Source organism: Paenibacillus oryzisoli (assembly GCF_050467285.1).
Taxonomy (GTDB): Bacteria; Bacillota; Bacilli; order Paenibacillales; family NBRC-103111; genus Paenibacillus_E; species Paenibacillus_E oryzisoli_A.
In genome coordinates this window covers 52,240-73,746 of record NZ_JBCMUN010000006.1, presented here as the reverse complement: position 1 = coordinate 73,746, position 21,507 = coordinate 52,240, and the positions used below count along the sequence as shown (strand labels likewise).

At 49.0% G+C, this 21,507-nt stretch carries 12 protein-coding genes; all 12 read right to left on the bottom strand.

Annotated features, from left to right (window positions below; all coding sequences use genetic code 11):
* Positions 1-48: 48 nt before the first annotated feature.
* The 12 genes from ABE504_RS09390 to ABE504_RS09335 all read right to left on the bottom strand — a co-directional run bounded on the left by ABE504_RS09390 (position 49) and on the right by ABE504_RS09335 (position 21,504).
* Entirely contained in the window at positions 49-2,418 is a 2,370-nt protein-coding gene (locus ABE504_RS09390; RefSeq protein WP_430087509.1) for a LamG-like jellyroll fold domain-containing protein, read from the bottom strand.
* 29 nt (positions 2,419-2,447) lie between these two features.
* Positions 2,448-3,977, bottom strand: coding sequence for an extracellular solute-binding protein (locus ABE504_RS09385; protein ID WP_430087507.1), 1,530 nt, complete (start codon positions 3,975-3,977; stop codon positions 2,448-2,450).
* A 45-nt stretch (positions 3,978-4,022) separates the two neighbouring features.
* Complete coding sequence (locus ABE504_RS09380; protein WP_430087505.1) at positions 4,023-4,901, bottom strand: carbohydrate ABC transporter permease; 879 nt, start codon at positions 4,899-4,901, stop codon at positions 4,023-4,025.
* 14 nt (positions 4,902-4,915) lie between these two features.
* Positions 4,916-5,812 (bottom strand): ABC transporter permease, encoded by an 897-nt coding sequence (locus ABE504_RS09375; protein ID WP_430088667.1) that lies wholly within the window; start codon positions 5,810-5,812, stop codon positions 4,916-4,918.
* Between the two features lie 297 nt (positions 5,813-6,109).
* Positions 6,110-8,359, bottom strand: a complete 2,250-nt coding sequence (locus tag ABE504_RS09370) for a helix-turn-helix domain-containing protein (RefSeq protein ID WP_430087503.1) — start codon at positions 8,357-8,359, stop codon at positions 6,110-6,112.
* 205 nt (positions 8,360-8,564) lie between these two features.
* Positions 8,565-10,100, bottom strand: a complete 1,536-nt coding sequence (locus tag ABE504_RS09365; RefSeq protein ID WP_430087501.1) for a response regulator transcription factor — start codon at positions 10,098-10,100, stop codon at positions 8,565-8,567.
* Positions 10,097-11,911 carry a sensor histidine kinase gene (locus ABE504_RS09360; protein ID WP_430087499.1) on the bottom strand — a complete coding sequence of 605 codons (1,815 nt, stop codon included), beginning with the start codon at positions 11,909-11,911 and terminating at the stop codon, positions 10,097-10,099. Before ABE504_RS09360 ends, ABE504_RS09365 begins: the two co-directional genes overlap by 4 nt.
* Positions 11,912-12,033: 122 nt before the next feature.
* A complete protein-coding gene (locus tag ABE504_RS09355; protein ID WP_430087497.1) occupies positions 12,034-13,149 on the bottom strand; it encodes a glycoside hydrolase family 88/105 protein in 1,116 nt (371 codons plus the stop codon).
* Between the two features lie 94 nt (positions 13,150-13,243).
* Positions 13,244-14,890: an extracellular solute-binding protein gene (locus tag ABE504_RS09350; RefSeq protein WP_430087495.1), complete on the bottom strand. Its 1,647-nt coding sequence runs from the start codon at positions 14,888-14,890 to the stop codon at positions 13,244-13,246.
* Between the two features lie 177 nt (positions 14,891-15,067).
* Positions 15,068-15,940: a carbohydrate ABC transporter permease gene (locus tag ABE504_RS09345; RefSeq protein ID WP_430087493.1), complete on the bottom strand. Its 873-nt coding sequence runs from the start codon at positions 15,938-15,940 to the stop codon at positions 15,068-15,070.
* Between the two features lie 19 nt (positions 15,941-15,959).
* Positions 15,960-16,916: an ABC transporter permease gene (locus ABE504_RS09340; RefSeq protein WP_430087491.1), complete on the bottom strand. Its 957-nt coding sequence runs from the start codon at positions 16,914-16,916 to the stop codon at positions 15,960-15,962.
* A 226-nt stretch (positions 16,917-17,142) separates the two neighbouring features.
* On the bottom strand, positions 17,143-21,504 hold the full coding sequence (locus ABE504_RS09335; protein WP_430087489.1) for a family 43 glycosylhydrolase: 4,362 nt from the start codon (positions 21,502-21,504) through the stop codon (positions 17,143-17,145).
* Positions 21,505-21,507 lie beyond the last annotated feature (3 nt).

Sequence of the window (21,507 nt, the reverse complement as noted above, 5' to 3'; positions counted from 1 at the left end):
AAGAGAGTGATAGCCTAGCTTCTGCGCTATCACTCTCTTGGTATTCAATTACATTCCCGCTGTAATCTCCGCTGCCGACTTCGCTGTGTTGTAGATCCGCACCTCATCGATCTTCCCGTCAAAGTACAATTCTCCGTTCGGGCGACGACCCATATTGACGTTTAAGCTGTTATTATATTGCGATGCAGCAATCGATGTCGTATTGGCGTTGCTTAACGAACCGTTGACATAAAGCCGCAATGCACTTCCAGGTTCGTAAACACCCGCTAGATACACCCATTGACCAGTCGGGATCGCGGCTGCACTATTCACAATCTGAAGTGTCGTACTATTGGTAGCGATTTGAAAGGATGCCCTTCCATCTGTTTCCATATTGAGACTCCAGCCCCTGTTGTTAGCTGGTCCCTGCTTGCTAAGAATGCGTCCTGCTGTCGTATGCGAATCCACATAAACCCAGGTCGACAACGTCATCGCGCCAGTTAATCGCAAAGCAGTCGGATTGCCCAGGTTGACATAATCGCTGCTTCCGTCAAAATCGAGTCCGTTATTCGTATGTCCGGTCGTCCAAGCAGGAGCTCCGACCAAGGTGCCGTTTAACCCATTGCCGGATAAATCCGCGGCGGTCGTGCCGCTAGTCTCATCCAAATTCCAATAGCCTACCAAACTGGCATCCGTTGCAGCCGCAAGATCCGCCACCTCGGGCGTCGTGAGCGACTTATTGTACAATCGCACTTCGTCGATTTTACCCTCAAAATACAATTCACTGCTCGGGCGTCGGCCGATATTTACATTCAGATTACTATTGTATTGGGACGCGGCAATGGAGGTCGTATTGGCATTGCTTAGAACACCATTCACATAAATCCGCAGCGCAGTGCCAGGCTCATAGACACCTACAAGATGAACCCACTGATTGGCTGGAATGGCAGTAGCGGTGTTGACAATTTGGAGTGCCGTGCCGCTGCTGGCGATTTGAAAAGAAGCTTTGCCATCCGTCTCCAAATTTAAGCTCCAGCCTCTGCTGCCAGATGGCCCCTGCTTACTGATGATGCGCCCTGCACTTGTAAAGGAATCCAAATAAACCCAAGCAGACAGCGACATGGCTCCGGTAAGCCGCAATTTGGATGGATTTCCGAGATCCACATAATCGTCACTGCCATCGAAGGAAAGTGCATTATTTGTGTGGCCGGCCGTCCAAACCGGGCCACCGGTTAACGTTCCGTTAAGCCCATTACCCGTGGAGTCTGCTGCCGCCACTCCGGAGGTTTCATCGAAATTCCAATAACCGACTAGACCTGGAAGGGGAGCCGGTGGGAAAGACGTTCTTAATAACGTCGGATATACCCAAGCATGATTATGGTAATACCCGCTCGCACTGTTGATTCTCCCTTTTAATGGACGTGAGTCTCTGACGTAATCTTCATAATCGCTGTCTTGGTAGATTTCCGCCATCGCTTCATAGAGATTTCTTGCGTTGGAGAACGATTGATTGCCGCCCCCATAGGCCGAAGGCCATTGCGAAACGTTCCCATTGACGTAATAGAACATTTTATCAAGTGCCAGCTTAATAGTTTTGCCGCTTGGGGATACCCAATTGAACAAGTCCTCGCCCGTGGCATGCTTCACAATATCCGCAGCGGCCGTCATCGACGTCAGCGCAAAATAGTGATACCAAAGCGAGTTTTGGCCACGCGTCGTTTCATCCGGGAGAAAGCCGTCCGAGGCAATGGACACATCGATTTGCGTCTTAAGCTGGTTCACCTCTGACGCCATGGCGGCAGCATCGTCCAAGAACTGATACGAGGCAATCTGAGCGTATAAGCTCCAGTCCCGCCAATTGCTCGTGAATGTAATCGAGTCCCATACTGGAATCGTGACATTCGTCAGCCAAAGGCCAAACTGCGATTTATCCGCAGCGCTCCAGCCGGTATATCCTTTCAAGAGGTCTGCGGCATTAATCAATCCGACACCGACATACGCGGATACAAGTCTACCGTCCGTGCCACTGATCGAGGTATTCGTGTACGCCCAACCGTTCAGAAGCTCTTTCGCTTTTTCCGCATAAACGGTATTACCAGTTAGCTGGTAGGCCACTGCCGCCGCATAGGCAGCCTGGGCATCAATCTCCAACCTAAGCTTTGCCGCATCATGTGCAGCAGGGTTTGCGTAATAACCCGGTATGTTTAAAGCCGCGATCGCGTGACTGGTGACGCTCAACGCTTGATTGGCATCGATCATCATTTGGTCATACGCTTCCATCCATGGACTGGTATTGGCATCCACTTTCGTTTTAATCGTGCTCAACTCGCTTGACGTTACAACGCCTCCAGGATGTGAATACGCCGATACATCGACCGCTACCGATAACATCAACAACAGTGCAATAAAAGCAACAAACGATTTACGCATTTTCTTCATTGATCTTTTCCTCCTTATTGGATGGACGATTACTTCGCATTTGCTTTTGCATAAGCGGCTTCATAATCGGCGATGACATTGTCCCCCCCGTTTTTCTTCCAAGTAGCGATGATCTGATTCCAGCCTGCGTCATCAATAGCACCCATGATATATTTAATTTTTCCATCGTTAATCAATTGGTTCAATTCGGAACCATTTTTATTCATCGTCTCCGAAATAAAAGGTTCAGCTGGATTTGGAATCGCGATGGCTTCATTGTCCATCATCATCTTTTTGTATTTCTTCACGACTGGAGCGTCATTTCCGGGTGTTGCAGCAGTCGTGCCATACGGCAGCAATTGCAGCAAAGGGTTCACTTGGGTGTCATAAGACGCTTGGTCAGTAATCACAGGTACGCCGTTCTCCTTTTTATACGTCACGCCTTCAAGTCCCCACGCAAATAAATCAAGCATTGTCGGATCACCCAGTTTATCAATGATGCCGAGTAAATCTAGAAGCTGCTGTTCGGTTTTTACACTCGACTTGGGAAACATAATTTCTCCGTTGTGACCAGTAGTCGCTGCCATATGATAATTGCCGTCCGGTCCCTTAAATCGGCTGATCACGTCAATAACGGCTTTCGGGTTCGCCTTTTGCAGAACCGTAAATCGACCGCCGGCATCGTCCAATACGTTAATCGCCATGCCGCCTTTCTCGCTGTTCATATAATCAAACATTTGCGTACCCGTGATCGCAGCAAAGTCACTGTTCATTAATTTCTCATCATAGAGCTTCTTATAAAACTTCAGCGTGTCCATAAATGCAGGCGTCATGAATTCAGGTGTGAACTTGCCATCCTTCACCTGCCAACCTTTGGGGCCGCCAAAATAAGTAAGGACTTGCGGAAAGCCTGTTAGGCTCTTACTCTCCAGCATGCCAACAGTATCGTCTTTACCATCCTTATCTGGATCGTTCTTGGTAAAAGCTTTAATCACCTCGTAAAGGCTTTCCATCGAATCCGGCTGCTTCAGTCCCAGATTGTCAAGCCAATCCTGGCGAATCATCATGCCGCCACGAGCGAGCGGTCGCGACCGATAAATCCCATAAACCTTTCCGTCAATGGAGATGTTATTTAAAACCTGCGGGGACAGCTTAGCTAAGTTTGGAAACTTCTTCAAATAAGGTCCAATTTCCCAGAACATCCCTGACCTGGCCGCGTTTACAATGCTCTGCGACTTGGTTTCCAGCACGACAATGGCATCTGGCAGCGCCCCGGATGCTATGGAAGTATTCACCTTGTCGTTATAAGCCGAATCCGGGACCCAAGTGAGTTCAATTTTGGAATTCGTATAAGCCTGAATTTCCTTTAGTGCCGGATTATCATTGGATGGTGCATTCGCCGAGAACAGCGGGAGCATCATTTTCATGCTTTTCGGAGCAGCGGAAGCGCTTGCACTTCCTTTCGGGGAAACAGAGGCTGAGGCCTCTGAATTTTCCTTTTTGTCCGAACAGCCGGCAAGTAACGCACTAGCGGTCATACAACTAAGCAATAAAATCGTTGCTGTTTTTCTGTTTCTCATGGTAAGAAACCTCCCTATTTTTTGAAAATCTTATATCCCTTTTCGTTATCCTTTTACCGAGCCAAGGAGAATTCCTTGAGCAAAATGTTTCTGAAGAAATGGATATACACATAGGATGGGCAGCGTGGAGATGACAATAACCGCCATTTTGATCGTCTGCGAAGGAGGAACGACAAAATCTTGTCCCAGGTTGCCGGTATCCAGCCCTCCCTGCGATAAAAGAATAATTTGACGAAGCCACACTTGAATGGGCCATTGGTGTGCGTCATTTAAATAAAGCAGGGCCGAGAAGAACGTATTCCAATGTTCCACGGCGTAGAACAAGCCGAATGTAGCAAGGGCTGGCAGCGATAGCGGAAGAACGATGCGAAACATGATACTCAGATCGTTATAGCCGTCTATTTTCGCCGACTCCTCTAAGCTTTCCGGCAGCTGCATGAAAAAATTGCGAAGTACGATAAGATTAAACGCGCTGATGGCATTCGGTATCATTTGCGACCACAACGAGTCAATGAGCCCCAACGATTTTACAACTAAAAAGGAAGGAATAATACCTCCACTAAATAACATGGTGAACAGAATGAAAAATAAAATAACTCGGCGCTCCCTCAAATCTTTGCGAGCCAGCGGATAGGCCAGTAACGAAGTGAACAGCAGATTGATCACCGTACCAACGATTGTAATATAAATCGTCACCAACAGGCTTCTTGGAATATCAGGCGTTTTCAAAATAAAGGTATAGCCATCCAAGGAAAAATGAGTAGGGATGAGAACCAATTTGTTTTTCACGAGTTCCGTCCCGTCCGTAAACGAGCCAGCGATAATATAAAGCAAGGGGACTACCGTCATGACGGCAAAACCGATCAGCACGCCATAGATTATAATGTCCAACAACATGCTGCCTAGCGAGCGACGTGTATGCATGGATTTCACCTTCCTTAATAAATGCCCTCTTCACCAAACAGGCGGGCTAGATAGTTCGCCATTGCGACCAGGGCAAGACCGACCAGCGATTTGAATAAGCCGACCGCCGTGCTGTAGCTAAACTGCCCCTGCGTAATACCGGCGCGATACACATATGTATCGTAAACATCGCCAACATGCTGTGTTAAGGCATTTAGCATAAGGAAAATTTGCTCAAACCCGGTATCCAGGAAGTGGCCGAGTCGGAGGATAAACAAAATAACAATCGTGCTCCGGATTGCAGGCAGCGTGATATGAATCAATTGACGCCATCGATTGGCACCGTCAATTCGTGCGGCCTCATACAATTCGGCATTCACGCCCGCCAATGCAGCCAAGAAGATAATCGTTCCCCAGCCCGTCTCTTTCCAAATCACCTCTAAAGTAATCATCGGACGAAACATCGACGGATTCGTAAAGACATCGATTGTGTTCCCACCTAAGGATGCAATCACCTGATTGACGATGCCGTACTGTGAAGAGAAAAACATGTACACAATACCGATAATAACAACCCACGAGAAAAAGTGGGGAATATAGATGATGGTTTGAATGAATCGTTTGACCACCCCGATCCGGACCTCATTTAGCATGAGCGCGATAATAATAGGGGCCGGGAAAAAGAACACGAGATTGAGCATCGCAAGAATAAGGGTGTTTCGTGTCAACAACCAAAAATCGGGGCTGCTAAAAAACCGTTCGAAATGCGCAAAGCCCACCCACTCACTGCCAGAGAATCCTAAAAAGGGCTGATAATTCTGAAAGGCAATCAGCACCCCCCACATCGGTAAATATTTGAAAATCAGAAAAAATACGATCCCTGGCAGCATCATGACATATAGCCATCTGTTTCGAATGATATAACGAAGCATCCGGGCGCTAGAGCTTTTGGAGGGCAGGCGTTGGACAGCTAATTGATTATCCGTCAAGGACACTTGTACTTGCCTCCTTCCTAATGAGTATTGGTATTCCACATGTGTTGACCTCAGATTAGGCTACGAGCCGGCGTGCCGTCTATACTCAACAGAGCTTCAAACGCTATTCATGATCATTAGAGCGTATCAGACTTTATTGATTATGGTTATGATTATCTGATTATCCCTCCCCCTAAGAAGGAAAACGGCATAACCCCTCTTGTTGCGAGAGGCTATGCCGCATGTAAAGCGCTCTTAGTCCGATTCAGGATAGGAGCCGTTTTCATTACGAAATTGACCTGGTGTGATACCGAACTGCTTCTTAAACGAACGAATAAAGTTTTGGGAATTATTGTACTGCAGCCTCACTGCAATTTCCGCGATCTTCATATCCGTCTCGATTAACCATTTCTTGGCTATATTCAAACGATACGTTAATAAATATTCGCTAAAGGTTACACCGACTTCTTTACGAAATACATGTTTAATATAGCTTGGATGGTAATGAAGCTGCTCCGCACAAGTCGTGAGAGACAAATCCGTTTCGTATTTCTCATGAATCATATGAATAATTTCATCCGATATGTTGCGAGATCGTCTGCGATTGACTTTCTCCCACGCTTCCGTTAACGGTCCAATAATTCGGTCCCCAAACCAATCCTCAATCTCGGTCATCGTTTTCAAATTATACAATTGCTCCAAATGCGAGTTCGGAACATCCGTCTGAAGCTCTGCCCCGCTCTCGGTACTTGGCAGTTCGCGAACCAACGAAATAAACAAATGAACCAGCGGCAAATGGTAATCGTATTGATAATAGTTATCCACTAAAATCGATTTTAAAATTTGCTTTAACAGCTGTCCACTCGTGGTCGGATCCCCCAACTTAATTGCGTCAATCAGTTCATTCACGCTTTGATCAGGGAACTTATATTTGAGATGTGTCTTCGTAGAGGCATAGATGTCATCGATATAAATGATGGCTTCTTTATCTAAACGAATTTTGTGCTTTAGCGCTTCTGCCGCTTCATTGTAGGCAACGGATATATCGTGAACAGCCGGATAAGGCTTACTAATGCCAATACTAACATTTAATTGAAGGACATCTTTGATCGTCCGCTGGGCTTCTTCAGCCATTTCAATCCAAAGTTTCAAGTAAGCTTCCGGTTTATCCTCCGTTTCCGTACACCGAAAAATCGTGACTTGTGAGCGATCGATAATGACAGGCGCCAATCGGTGTTCTTCACTGATCATTTCGTTGACAATATTGTTGATCGCAAACAGGAGTAAATCCGTATCTTTCTCCCGATAATTCGTTTCCGCTAGCGAATCAATCTGCATAATCATGACCCCATACCGCTCATTCTCTAATGAAGGACGATAGAAATCATTCCAGTGATCTGCAATCTCCAAGGGAGGCAGCTCTCCTCGGCACAATCGAATGATGAATAACTCCTTCAGATGATCCATTTGTTTTTTCATTCTGCCATCCATCAGCGTTTGTTTTTCCAAGAGAGCCTGCACACTGTCATGGATAAATTTTAATTCATCTGGTCGCTTTTTCGAATTAGCTTGTTCCGTGCCAGAAAAAATGGCGTAAAGTTTACCTACTGGACGATACAAACGGTTCGAAGCAAATAATGTAATCAGCAACGTAATAAAATAAATAAACAGGCAAATATAGAGGGTTAACCAACCAATTTTTGCGCTGTCTCTATTAATCTCTTTTAAAGGGACGATGGATAGGTACGTCCAGCCTGAATAGTTCGATTTACGATAAATGATTTGGTTCTGGCCTGATTGGGATTGCAAATTATCGCTCAGCAAGGAGGACGCTGCTAGTTGAGCAGCATCAACTTCACGGGTAAAATAAGATTTATCACTTGCCGTTTCGTCAGTAGCAATGACTTGTTGATTGGAATTGAGGATAAACATATTCCCAAATTCCTTATTCTGCATAAGCAGCGACTGCAACTCTGTCAATGGCACCTCCGCAATCAGCAAACCTTCGGGGTCGTTAGAATTAATCGGCAATTTCTTGATCAAATAAGCGTTATGCTCATCCGAAGTCCAGCCTGAATTTTGCGGACGCTTCAGATAAGACATGAGTTGGTCTTGGTTGCTATATTGATCAAAACGAAATAATCCCTCATTTTGCAGAACCCACTGTTTATTGTGATTGAAAAAAATGATGTTTTTAATTCCGAAATCATACACTTGGAGATTATGAAGGTTTTGTTCGATCGAATTAATCAGTTCAAACTGATTCGGATTCAATTCCTGCTGCAAAAGCTTATTCGACTCGGAGGAGTTTATAAAAACGGTCAGCATGTTATCCACCGTTTCAAGCATTTTTTCAATCCGCATCTGAGTCTGTAGTAAAACCTGCTCATTACTTTCAATGACTTTGCTTTGAACGGTTGATGAAGCTTGATAATAAGAAAAAAATCCGATCGAAGCCACCGGAATCGTTTCGAGCAGCAAGCCAAACAATAAAATGCGGACCATATATTTGGAGAACTTCATCTGCCAACTCCTTTAATCAGACCTTCCGTCGTTCCTATATTATTACATAAGTTCTTCTAAGTATGTAGCTTCAATCTATCATAAATACAAAATGTATACAATATAGATTCAAAAACAAAAAGTCCGAAATTCCTAGTCTATCAAGGAATTTCGGACTTTTACCGATCGACAAGCCGTCCTAGAAGAGTCACTGACCGGCCACCTGCTTGCGGTATTCCTTTGGGGAAACACCCGCTATTTTGTTGAACAAATGCGTGAAATAATTGGAGTCATTAAAGCCGGTCGCCTCGGAAATTTCGAATATTTTCATATCCGTGCTTTTCAGCAGAAGCTTCGCCTTCTGTACACGCAGATTCTGGATATAGCCGGTTATACTTTCCCCGGTTTCCTTTTTAAACAGATTGCTGAAATAGCTGGGGTTGAGATGAACATGAGCCGCCACCTCGGCCAAGCCGCATACCCCCATGTAGGATTCTTCAATAAACCGAATGGCCTGCTTGACCGGATTATCATTCTTGCTGGCAAGCCAATTATTGTGAGATTGGAGGAATTCATTGATGTATCTCTGCAGCCATGCCGCAATATCCTCCGGTGTCGCACATTTGTAGACGGAATCCCACTCTATGGGGAGCACGGCCATTTGCCATTCGGGAAACTGAACCTGCACCAACCGATGAATGGCAGCAGCCAACAGCAGCGCTTCAATTTTGGCGGTTTGCGGGGGCAACTTACTGATCCGGATGGTTTGTTCCTTCAGCTCCCGGTACAGCCGACTGTTATCCTCCGACATCAGCCAGGTTACAATTTCCTTCTCCTTCTCGTAAAGCGCCGTCTGGTTAAGCAGCGATTCATTGGTAGAGCCGAGGTCCCTTTCCCCTTCCTGACAATACCTCTTGTAGCCTTCGCGCAATTCCTCCGTACTGGTGCAAAGCCCTTGTCCGCTGCATTCAAGCGCCAGTCTCAGATATTGATGGATCGAATCGGTAAGTATCTGCAGCCATGAGGGGGATGTTTCCATCCAGGAAGCACTCCTGTCCACCAATAAAGCCCACTCCGATGCATTTAAGGGAAACAGGCGATAGCCACCCGGAAACCATTTAGTCAAGTGCTCTCCGGCAATATTGGTGAAAGCAAACTGCAACAGCGGCACATCCTGGGCGGAATAATGCTTCTCCAGGGGGGAATAGGTAGGAATACGGAGGAAATGCAGTTCGCATTGCTTCATCCGCTTCAGCAGAGCCTCCACTTCTTCGCCGCTGCAGGGCATGCCCATAATAGCCGCGCGCAGCTCGCTGTCTTCATGCTGGCGCTTCCAGCCTTCCACCAAGAGCTGCGACTGACTTTCTTCAATCAACTGCACATAAATTCGATCGAGTACGCCTAATATATCCGATTCCACACAAGGCTTCGTGATAAAATCCAGCACCCCGAACTTGACCGCGGACTGGGCATACTCAAAATCCTTGAATCCTGTTACAATGACGATCTTCGTCAGCCAGCCGCGGCTTCTGATTTCTTCTGCCAACTGCAAACCATCGACATGGGGCATCCGAATATCGGTCAACAAGAAATCCGGGACACACTTCTCCATCATGAACAAAGCGTCCCGGCCATTGCCGGCTTCCCCCGTTACCTCCCACTCGGCGGACCGCTTCCCCACCAGTTTCAGCAGCCCCTTGCGGAAGTTGGGCTGATCCTCTGCAATAAACAGCTTGCCCTTCATCCGATTCCCTCCTCCTGACTACCCAGAGCTTCATATTTAATAGGAAGCGTCATGTGAACAACCGTTCCTTTCCCTTGACTGCTGGTAATTTCCACGCCATATGCGGGTCCGTATACCAGTTGAATGCGCCGCAGCACACTTTTGTAGCCGATTCCCGTCTTATTGCCGTCCGGCAGGTTAGTCTTCGCCTCTGTCAAGGATCTTAGCGTTTCTTGATCCATGCCGCATCCGTTGTCGGCCACCTCGATATGCAGCGCTTCATCGAACAGAAACGCTTTAATCCGCAGCACGCGGTCTTCCTCCATATCACGGAAAGCGTGTACAAAAACATTTTCCACCACCGGCAGCAAAAGTGAGCGCATCATCCGCAGCTGCAGCAGGGACTCCTCGGCCTGAATAATGGTTTCAATCTCGCCAGTGAACAGTTCTGTCTGGATCTTGAGGTAATTCCGGATCTGATGCAGCTCTTCGCCAAGCGTTGTATCCGTCTGAACAGATTTTAGGGAATATTTCAACATCTCCGAGATGGCGTTGATCAGAAGCGCCGTCTCCTCCTGGTCGTTGCTGTACAGCTTCCAATACAGCTCATTGAACAGGTTGTGCAGATAATGGGGGTTGAGCTGTGCCTGAATGGCCTTCAGCTCCGATTCTCTCTGGCTGATCTGGGCCAAATATACCTTATTAATCAGCTCACTCACCTGCTCGGCCATGCTGTTGAAGCTGTCTCCGATGTAGCCCAGCTCATCGCCGGAATCCACTCTGACACGGGCAGTAAAATCGCCGGAACGCAGTATGCGCAGTCCCTGCATCAGATGGGCCAGAGGCGTCAGGAGCGTCCGAGTGGAAAGCGTAATCAGCAGCGCGCTGAGCAGGATCACACCGATTCCAGCAAATGCCAATACCTGGATGATATCTTTATTTTTTCTCTGTATCTCCTGCAAGGATGCCCCTCCGTAAAGGGTAAAGCCTGCCGGAATCAGCTCGTGGCGGACAAACAAATAAGTGATGCCATTCATTTTGACATAACGGGGATAATTTGCCCCTGTCAGTTGCAGGAGCTGCTCCATCTCGTCTTGATCGGTATTGGAGTAGAGCATACCGCCCATAGGCTCCAACAGCAGCACCTTGCCGCTGCCGTTCTCTGTAAGATCCCTCAGCACTTTGGAAACCAGGCTTTCCTCCATCACCATCACCATCGTGCCGTATGGGATCAACTTCTCATTGAGCATCCGTCTGGCAGCAACCAGAACCGTCCTACGGCCGTCCGGATCAATGGTGCTGGCCGCCTCGGCCCGGCCCCAGACCAGATTCCCCCGATGGGGTTTAAGCTTCTCCATCATCCTGTTCAAGTCTTCCGTTCCCGGCTCGCCGGAAGCGCCATTTTTGGAGAGAACCGTCATTTCGCCATTCTCATTGTACAGGAACACGGAACGGATGGACGGCGCATCCACCAGCAGCATATTCAATTGCTCTTCCACATACTTGCGGTTCTTGAATTGTGTGTAGGAATCGCTTTGTGGAACAACGATCTCCTTGAGGAACAGTTCAATAGACGGATTCAGGATAATAGACTGGGATACCCGGTTGATTTCCTGGAAGGACATCTCCAGTCTGGCCAAAGATTGTTCGTTGGCGATGGAGAACTGCTTGCTGATTTCATCCTCCATTAACTGGATATTTGAGCGATAAACCATCCAACCTGCTAAAGCAAAAGCAAGTGTGACCATACACGAGAGCAGCACGATCAGCTTAATCTTGAAGCTGCCCTTTATTTTTCCGGCAATAGCCCCCGGCCAGTTTCTCAGATGCAATCGGCTCCCCCCTTGAGTTTCATATTGCAGTATAAAACGCTTCCTTCCAAGCAAACGAGGTTTTTATTTTACCTGTCTACATAGGAAGAAAGCGCGTCACGTTTCGGTCCAGTTTACCCGTATTATTGTAAAGCTTCGTACAAGGCAATAAGAGCAAGAGACTGTCCATATGCCATCGGCATAATGGTAATGTTCCTATAATGTTCTTTATCCATGCCCATCCCGGTTCCGGCCGATACATTCAGCACGGTTCCATCCTCGCTGATGTTGTGACAAACCGCCTCGACAGCCTTGTCTGCAACAGCTTGATAGGAAGAATCTAGTATACCAGATTTTATCCCTTTTAGGATACCTGCGGCAATTGCGGCTGATCCGGACACCTCTTCATAGCTGGTCGGATCTTGCAGGACGGTGTGCCAGAGACCGGAAGCGGCCTGAAGCGGAACCAGTGCATTGATCTGAGCCTTATACGTATCCACTAGAAATTGACGAACACCCAGGTGAATCGTATCTTGACAAGTTTCCAGGTAATCGACGAGACCGTAGGTGAACCAGGAATTACCACGGCACCAGAAGATGCTGCCGAAATTATCATTGCGCTCGAAACTCCAGCCGTGGAAAAACAGCCCGGTCTGCTTGTCATACAAGTACTTGATATGAATCAGAATCTGGTGTACGGCTTCTTGCTCCCAGTCAGGCCGTTCGAACTTGCGCCCGGCCTGATTCAGAAACAGAACGGCCATAAAGAGCGTATCGATCCATAACTGTCCATTGTGCAAATGGATGCCATCTCGGTTGCCTATGGCCGTGACGGTATGCTGGAAGCCGCCTTCTTTCGTTTTGGGCAGCTCATGAATGAGCCAGTCCGCATGCTCCCGACAGAGCTGTTCCAACTGGTTGGAAGGCTCAAGCTGATCCAGGAGCAGAACGAGAGCCAGATAAGGGGCGCTCGTATTAATATTTTTTGACGGCAAACCAACATCCAGATTGCGGGAATACCAGTTCTGGAAAAAATCCATATAGCGGCGATCGCTGTAATACTTTTGCAGCTTATACAGACCATAAAGGCCGACGCCTTGAGGCCAGTCCCACTCTTCAATGCCAAAATCCCGTTGGACAATCCCTTTTTTGGTATCGGCGTGGAGCACGGTTTTATCCTTTTCATAGTCGCTGCCGCCCAGATTCATAAGCTTGTCGACGATCAGTCCAATTTTGTGAAGCAGCCTTTCATTTGTCATGATCTATATACTCCTTTTTATATAAAATGTTCCGAAAACAAACTTGGCCCGGCCTTTGCCGAACCAAGTCCGCCTTTCACCTATGCCAGGTCTTTCAGCCCTTCTTGTGTTGAGAGCGAACCAGTTCTAGGATATCTTTGCCCAGGAAGGCTCTGTCCTTATTTTCTTTATACCAAGTATTCATAAACTCCTCAATCTGCTTGCCGCCGCCTCTCTCCCAGGCAGCTTTAGCATCTGCAACCGCCTGCTCCGGCGTATATTTGGCCCCGCCGATAATGCCTTTGGTATAGATGTCCTTCATTTCCTTGTCGACATTGGTATTGATCACCACCAAATCGCTCGGCAGGGTAGGCATATGCTCATAGTGACTCAGCGCGGGATACTGCGCCTCAGGATTAAGCAGAAATTCGTCGGCTTTCTTCAGCATCTCCAGACCGGCCTTCTGGTCAGGATCACTCACGTCGAACGCAGTCGTGGAAATCAGAAGCGGATTCTCAGGGATTGAGTAGAACATGGTATAGTCCATGGCCCAATCCAACTCCTTGGCATTCTTCGCGGGATCAATGACCTTAGGGAAGCCGTCCGTTCCTTTTTTCCAATGCTCCCCCTCAATTCCTTTTTTCAAAATCAGAGCGTTCTCCGGCTTGATGATGAAGTTAATATATTCCATAGCAGCCTTGGGATCTTTGGCTGCGGCATTGATCACCGTCGTCATTTGAACCGGATTGACGACATGATGAACGAATTGCCCCATGGGAGACTTAGGCTGCGCCATCGGCGCAATCTCCGCCTCCGGTACAACCTTGCGGAGCGTTTTGAGATCCGTTACGGTACTTTCAAACCAGTTACTGACAACAGGTGGAAGAAACACGCCTATTTTACCATTCAGATAGTCCTGTTTGGCTTTGGCTCCATTCTTGTCCGCCAGATAGTCCTTATCGATAAGTCCTTCCTCAAACAATCGCTTCTTGAATTTAAGAGATTCCAACGTGTTTTCCCAAGTCCTTACGATTTTGTCATCGCTGGAAATTTTCCAACCGTACGAGCCGAACATGGAATCCACCATGCCGTCGGAGGTGTAGCTCATATTGGTTCCATAGGTATCCTTCTTCCCGTTGCCATCAGGATCCTGCTCAACGAATGCCTTCAGAACGACAAGCAATTCTTCCGTGGTTTTCGGAACCTCCAGCTTCAGCTTTTTCAGCCAATCCATCCGGATAAAAGCTACACTCTGCAAATGGGGCTCATTAATTTTACCAATTTCGTAAAGTTTGCCGTCCGGCTTGGTGCCTATTTTGCGAAGCTGTGGGTACTTTTCCAGGAGCTTCTGGTATTCAGGCGCATATTGCAAGTAATCGTCGAGCGGCATCAACTGCTTCTGCTGGTACAGGGAATTGCGGAACCCCGTATCAAAATCATTGACGATATCCGGCGCACTGCCCGATGCGAACAATACATTCAGCTTTTTGACTGCCTCCGCCCGATCCACCGGCACATATTTGGCCGTAACCGGGGAATGCTCATTGATCCACTTGGTCCATCGGTTGTCCTCGACCGTTCCCTCTGCTGCGGGAATATTGCCCCTGTCGTAGTTGGAAACCGTAATGGTGGCTTTTCCTTCGGCCTGCCCCTTTGTCCCCTCTTCCTTTTGACTGCAACCGGCTGCCCCTGCTGCCATAACCGCCGACAGCCCCAATGCTAATGTAACCTTCATTCTCGGTGCGGATGTTTGTCCAAACATGTGGAATCCCCCTCAATCTATGATTAATTTCGTTGTTGCCGCTAACCCTGAAATAACACTGGTCCATGCCGCAGGCCGGATGGTGTTATGGAAGCCTCGAAACCGGCAAAGCCGGTTTGAGGGCCTTCTCCGAGATTTCATCGGTCTTCGATGCGGTGGGAACCGCAGCATGAATGGCTAACCTTTGATAGAGCCAAGCATAATGCCTTTGACAAAATACTTCTGCAGGAACGGGTATACCGCGAGCATGGGTATAACCATAACCATCACCCCAACCGCTTTCAACTTTTCGGATACCATTTCCTGCTGCTGCATCATATCCATGGCCGATACATTGAAGTTCCCCTGAATTTGCAGCATCCCCTGAACGATGACGGTGAGATTTTGCAAACTCGTCTTATTGATGTACAGAATAACACTCATAAACATGTTCCAGTAGCCTACGCCGTAGAATAGCGTCAATGTAGCGAGCAAAGGAAGAGACAAAGGCAGGATGACGCGCCTGAGCAGCTGAACCTCGCCGCAGCCGTCAATCTGGGCGGAATCCACCACTTCTCCCGGGATGCTCTCAAAATAACTTTTCATAATGAGCAGATTATAGGTGCTGATCAGCCCGCCAAGCCAGAGGGACCAGTACGTGTTCGTCAAATGCAGGTTATTCATAACCAGATAGGTAGGAATCATGCCTCCGCTGAAAAGCATAGTGAACAGGGCGGCCGTTGTGATCGGCTTCCGGGCATAAAGGTAACGGCGGGATAACGGATAAGCCGTCAACACGGTGGCGAGCATGCTCAAAGCCGTTCCACATAAGGTAATGATCACACTGTTGCTAAAAGCGCGCAGAGCTGGCGTATTTTCGAAAAAGTATCTGTAGACGGTGAAATCAAGCCCCACCGGCCAGAACCAGACCCGCCCCAGATCAACTGCATGCCCCGAGCTTACGGACAGCGCTATTAAATGCAGGAAAGGCAGGATGCAGGTGAGCGAAATGCCAATTAATACGACGTGAATAATGATTGAAAATATTTTTCCGCTTGTGGATTCCCTCACGAGAATTTCCCTCCTTTCATCAGAATAACCCCTGGTCGAATCTGCGGGCCAAGGCATTGGCCGACAGCACAAGCACCAGGCCGACGAAGGATTCAAACAATCCCATGGCTGTGGTCAAGCCAAACTGGGCCTGCTGCAGCCCCACTTTGTACACGTAGGTGCTGATAACCTCCGCTTTCTGCAGAACGGTAGGATTTTGCAAATTGTAAACTTGATCAAATCCAACCTCCATCAGGCGGCCCATGCCAAGAATCAGCAGCAGGATAATCGTAGGACGAATGCCTGGCAGGGTGATATGCCAAATCTGCCTCAGCTTGCCTGCGCCGTCCATCCCCGCAGATTCGTACAGGCTGGGGTCAATGCCAGAGAGCGCGGCGAGATAGATAATCGCGCTGAAGCCCATCTCCTTCCACATGCCGGAGCCAATAAAAATGGCGGTCCATGAGTTTGCACGATACAAGAAAGGCACCGGCTCCATCCCCCACTGCCCCAACAACTTGTTGATCGTACCGCCGTCGATGGCGAACAGGGTCAGGATAATGCCTGCAACGATAACCCAGGACAAAAAATGAGGCAAATAAATAATGGTTTGAATCCAGCGTTTCAGCCAACTCTTCCGGACCTCATTCAAGGCAATCGCGATAATAATCGGCGCAGGGAACCCGAAGATCAGGCTCAGTACGCTCAGGGTAAGCGTATTCCAGATAATTTCCAGCGTGACATGGGAATGGAATAAAACCCCGAAATATTTCCACCCCACCCACGGACTTGACCATATGCCATCATGAAAATTGTAGTTCTTAAAAGCGATCACAAGACCACCCATCGGCATGTAGCGGAATATCAGATAATAGAGCAATCCCGGAATAAGCATGATCAATAGTGGGATATTCTGCCGGAACCGTTTCGTCTGATAAAAAGCTTCTTTGGCTGCCGGTGGTCGATCCTTTCCTGCGGCGGCATGCGTTGTTTTCATGGTTCCCCTTCTTTCTTGCTGAATATTAGTGTCGGATGTGATGCTTATACTGTACCGCGTTTCGTCTACCTTGAGCCTTAAAAATCTTTAGGTCTTTCTGTACGATTTTTGTTTCTCCTTCAAACCAGCAGGAACCTCTCGGAAAAAAGGTCCCCCCTCATTCGGAATCCGGCTTTACGAACCGGCAAAAAACCTGCGGCAGAAGCCGCAGGCCTGAAAAGGGACGTCATCCGTTGTATCCAAATAACGGATCATCTGTCTGGCTGAGCCATGCTGTAAAGCGCGCGAGCATGGTGGCTGCTTCCGCCCGGGAGACAACACTGCCAGGCTCCAATAGGTCCCCTGGTTTGCCAATAAGAATACCTGCGGATACACCCCAAGCGATGGCCTCATTTGCCCAGAGGGACACTTCTCCGCTGTCCGCAAAGCTCTTGACATTGTTTCCTGCAGCAGGCTGATCTGCGTAACGGTGCAGGACAGTAATCAGTTGTTCCCGGGTAACGTCAGCTTCAGGGGCACTGCCATCGCTGATCCCGGAAGCGTTAGCCCAGTCTTTCGCCTTGCTGTACCAATATTCTCCGCCTTCCGTCTCAATGCCATGCACACGGGCCAGCACGGTAAATAGCATGGCACGACTCATGGATACGTCGGGAGCGTAGATCCCCTGTTCCGTTCCGAGCAGCCATTCGCGGCTAGCTATGAAGGCAATCGCCTCCGCAGCCCAATGTCCGCTCGGCACATCCTGGAAAACAACCTTATTGTCGATCAGTTTCACCGTCTTATTGCCTCTGGCTGTAAAGCTCAATCCGGCTTCGGTGACAACCGTGCCGATCACTTCCTTGGTTCCATTTTCCCGAATCGCAAAGGCCACCGTGGAAACAGAAGCATTCTTGAACGGAATTGTGACCCGCGCTTGCGCTACGCCTTCGGGCAGATGGACAGCGGCCGTCACTCCTCCCAGAGAAGTCGTGTCGGTCTCAACCTTGACTCCCTGCGTATCCGTGGTGATTGAGCGGCTGCTTCCATCCGGCTTGCTCACGGTCTCGCGTTTGCTTCCATTGTGCTTGGTGACAACCTCGGTAATGGTACCATTGCGTTCTTTCGTTATCACTTTACGGTCGCCATTCGGCCACACCGTAATCTCCATCACCGTACCGGTTGTCTGGTCGGTTGTGCTGGTGGTGGAGCTGCCATCCCCGTTTTTGACCCCAGTAGAAGGTGTAGCTGGGACGACGGGATGATTATCGTCATCACTTTGAGGCTGCTGCGTATAGGCCGCAATGGTCAACGCCACATGAGGACTGGCTTTATGGGTATCTGTTTCAGAGTAACGAACCCAGTAAGTCCCGGGTGAAAGATTTGCGAGGATATCCCCTTCGACTCGCAACCAGGTATTCCCATGATCGGAGGACCATTCCATGAAGGGAGTGACCCCAGTGATGCGTCCATTCTTCGCCCCAACCGCTGTTTCATTCGTGCTGTTGAGTCCGCTCGGCGCAGCCTTCGGTCCTCCAGTAACCATCACTTTGAAATCGTCAAAGTCGATGGAGGCGTTGGCATAACCGTCGATGCCGAACCGCTGGCCAGTCAGCTTGTCGCCGCCTGTGTGACGGAAGGTGTAGTCCGTGGCCACCTCAACATCGTCGATGTAGACGGTATACGTCTTGGCCTCCCAGTTTGCCACCATTTTAATGTTATACCATGTATTGTATTGATGGTCTTGAACTTTAACCTTTGTGGAAGGTCCATTCTGGACGACAATTTTACCCGTATCAAAAGCCGTGACCATGGAATAATTGCCTGTGCCGCTGTCATTTCGCACCATGGCGCCATTGGCGTATTGGAAGCTGGTGTTGAGTCTGGCGCGGTATTCGATGATGATGCGCTCATCCCCCTCAGCCTTTACCTCACCTGCGTAGGGCAGGAACAGGTTGGCTTTGCCCGAAGCAACAGTAGTGGTTAACCGGAGGAATTGATTCCCGGCCTCTTCCTGCACCGTGGCGGCAGCGCCATTGGTCAGATCTTCGGTGGTAATACCGTAAGGGTACTTGCCAACCGTATCGCCCGAGAAATCCCGATAAGCGTTATAGATGACCCCGTCCTGAACGCTGATCAGTGAACCTAATAAATCTGCTTCCGCTTTAGCAAGGTTATCCACTTCTACATCAAACTGTTCTCTGCTCAGATCGGCGTTTGCTGCCATCTCCTCCGCCTTATTCACTTCGGCCACGAAGACCTCATACTTCGCTTGGCTATAATTGCCCAGCCCGTCGCCTAAGGGGTAGGAGAAGTTAGCCAACTTATTACGGAGTTGGTTCACGATCTCATCTAGTCCCCATCCGGGAATAACATTTACCGTGATGACGGAGGGTAGATCACGGCCGTCCAACTTCAAAGTGACAGGTACCTGAACAGTGCCAAGGGAGCTAAAATCAATTCCCTCCGGCTCCCAGCTAATAACCTCTGCCTTCTGCGCCAGGCTGTTGTAGACAACATCAACAACACTGGGCAGCTTGGGGGCCACTCCAGATGGCGTCTTCACTACGGAAGCAACTTGAACCGCATCAGCAGCTGCAATCACGGTCAAGCTGAGCGATGCTTTCTTCCCGTTGAATTCGGCTGTAATCAGCGTATTTCCAGGTGTAACCGCATATACCGATTGGGCAACAGCATCCGAATCAACCCTAGCCACCCCTGGATCGCTGCTGGTGTACTGGGCCGCCGCTGTCACATTCTGAAATTCATTGGTATTATAGCGTGCCGTTACCTTCAAAGGCCCACTAGCCTGCCCGTCGGTCAGGATGCTGGGCAATCCGCCAATGGCAACGGACTGGACAGCTTTAGGCTCCATTGCAACGGTAACTGTGGCTGTGGCCGTTTTCCCGTTATATGTGGCTGTGATTGTGGCACTGCCCGCACTTACTGCCTTAATCCTAACCCCTCCATCAATAACGGCGATCTTCGGATCGGAAGAACTGAAGATTGCTCCCGTGTCAACAGCGGTATAGGTCGTGCCTGTTACGGTATACAGGGGCAAGCTGCGGGTTTCTCCTAACCCCAGCGTATACCCCGGGGCACCAAATAACATTTCTGATCCATCCAGCTTAAATAAATCCAGGCTGTCGATCTCGGCGAAGTTGTTCCCCTTCGTGAAGCGGAGGGTATTGTCGCCTTCCCTAAGGAAGATTTTCGCCGTAGACAGTCCCCAACGATTCGCGCCGGAATAGACGATGTTCAAGTTGGCGCCGGAGCTCTCGTTAACCGACAAGATATGAGAGGCATCGGCCGCATTGGGCGAACCGTTGGCATTGCGAACGGAGAGCATATAAAATCCCGCTTCCGGCACATTGACGGAAAACTGGGCATAATCTTTCGCGTTCTTGATGTTGGCGATCTTCATCCCGCCGGAAGCGGTGCTTTCCAGCCGGACAGCAGGAGAAGTTTCACCGCTCGGATCCTTCACCAGCAGCGCGTTTTCCGCTTCATAGCGCTTTCGCACCGGCTCGCCCGAAGGCGTGGCAATCGGTATGTTCGGATCGGCAGGCGCTCCTAGGTTCGGCGTATTGTCCGCATTCCAAGTGAATTTCTGTGTGTGAACTTTGCGGGTCCACCCTGATCCCGGCCAGCGGGCGGCATGGTAGATGATCCAGTCCTCTGTGCCGTCTGGGGACGTGACGATACTGTGATGACCCGGCCCGTAAACGCCATTGGCGCTGGAGAAAATCGGTGTGTCTTTTTTCACCCAGGAGTCGGGATTCATCAAATCATCGCCGATCTTGGCCGTGATCAGTCCTAGACAATAGCTATCTGTCCAGCTTCCATTTGCGGAATAGATCAAATTGATCGTGTCGCCCTTTATCGTGACTTCGGGGCCTTCATTGATCCTGCCTGGGGACGACTCCCACTCATGGTCAGGCGTCGAAAGCAATACCCGTTCCGAGCTGATCGTCCATGGATTGCTCATCTCGGCAATATATAAATTCTGGAAGCTTCCGTCTGTTTCTTCCCAGCCGGACCAGATGAAATAATGTTTCTCATTGACAGTCAGCACAGTGCCGTCAATCGCCCAGCGGTCAGTAGCATCGGTAATTTTCCCTTTGAATATCCAGGTGCCGGTCAACGGATTTTCACTGGCGTTCTCCAGCACGTACATGCGGTGGTTTGCGTTGGTTCCGTTATCAGCCGCAAAGTAGATATACCATTTGAATTGGCCGTCGGTATCCTTAAGATAGTGCATTTCCGGCGCCCAAACATTAGAGCTGTACATCGTGCCCTTTACCGGCGCCCAAGCCAGGCTCCTCTCCCCCGCCTCTATGCCCGTGATGGTTTTCGCTCTGCGGATCATGACGCCGCTGGCGTTTGCAAAGGCATTGTAATAATAGCCATCCGTGTGCTTATACACCCAGGGATCGGCTCCAGTTTGCATAATAACATTGTAGAAATCCGACACATTCTTCCCCTCCTGCACGGATGCCGAATCCGGCTTAGTTGGCATCGACTCTGTCGCCCCTGCCACTCCGCTCCATTGCGGCAGCATTAGCAGCACTGCGAGACAAAGCAGCAGATGTCTAAATTTTCTTTTGACCATGTG

Bases quoted from the DNA above. Each gene is read 5' to 3' on its own strand.
- ABE504_RS09390 (WP_430087509.1), bottom strand. From the start codon at position 2,418: ATGAAGAAAATGCGTAAATCGTTTGTTGCTTTTATTGCACTGTTGTTG.
- ABE504_RS09370 (WP_430087503.1), bottom strand. From the start codon at position 8,359: ATGGTCCGCATTTTATTGTTTGGCTTGCTGCTCGAAACGATTCCGGTG.
- ABE504_RS09385 (WP_430087507.1), bottom strand. From the start codon at position 3,977: ATGAGAAACAGAAAAACAGCAACGATTTTATTGCTTAGTTGTATGACC.
- ABE504_RS09350 (WP_430087495.1), bottom strand. From the start codon at position 14,890: ATGTTTGGACAAACATCCGCACCGAGAATGAAGGTTACATTAGCATTG.
- ABE504_RS09355 (WP_430087497.1), bottom strand. From the start codon at position 13,149: ATGACAAATGAAAGGCTGCTTCACAAAATTGGACTGATCGTCGACAAG.
- ABE504_RS09335 (WP_430087489.1), bottom strand. From the start codon at position 21,504: ATGGTCAAAAGAAAATTTAGACATCTGCTGCTTTGTCTCGCAGTGCTG.
- ABE504_RS09375 (WP_430088667.1), bottom strand. From the start codon at position 5,812: ATGCTTCGTTATATCATTCGAAACAGATGGCTATATGTCATGATGCTG.
- ABE504_RS09380 (WP_430087505.1), bottom strand. From the start codon at position 4,901: ATGCATACACGTCGCTCGCTAGGCAGCATGTTGTTGGACATTATAATC.
- ABE504_RS09340 (WP_430087491.1), bottom strand. From the start codon at position 16,916: ATGAAAACAACGCATGCCGCCGCAGGAAAGGATCGACCACCGGCAGCC.
- ABE504_RS09365 (WP_430087501.1), bottom strand. From the start codon at position 10,100: ATGAAGGGCAAGCTGTTTATTGCAGAGGATCAGCCCAACTTCCGCAAG.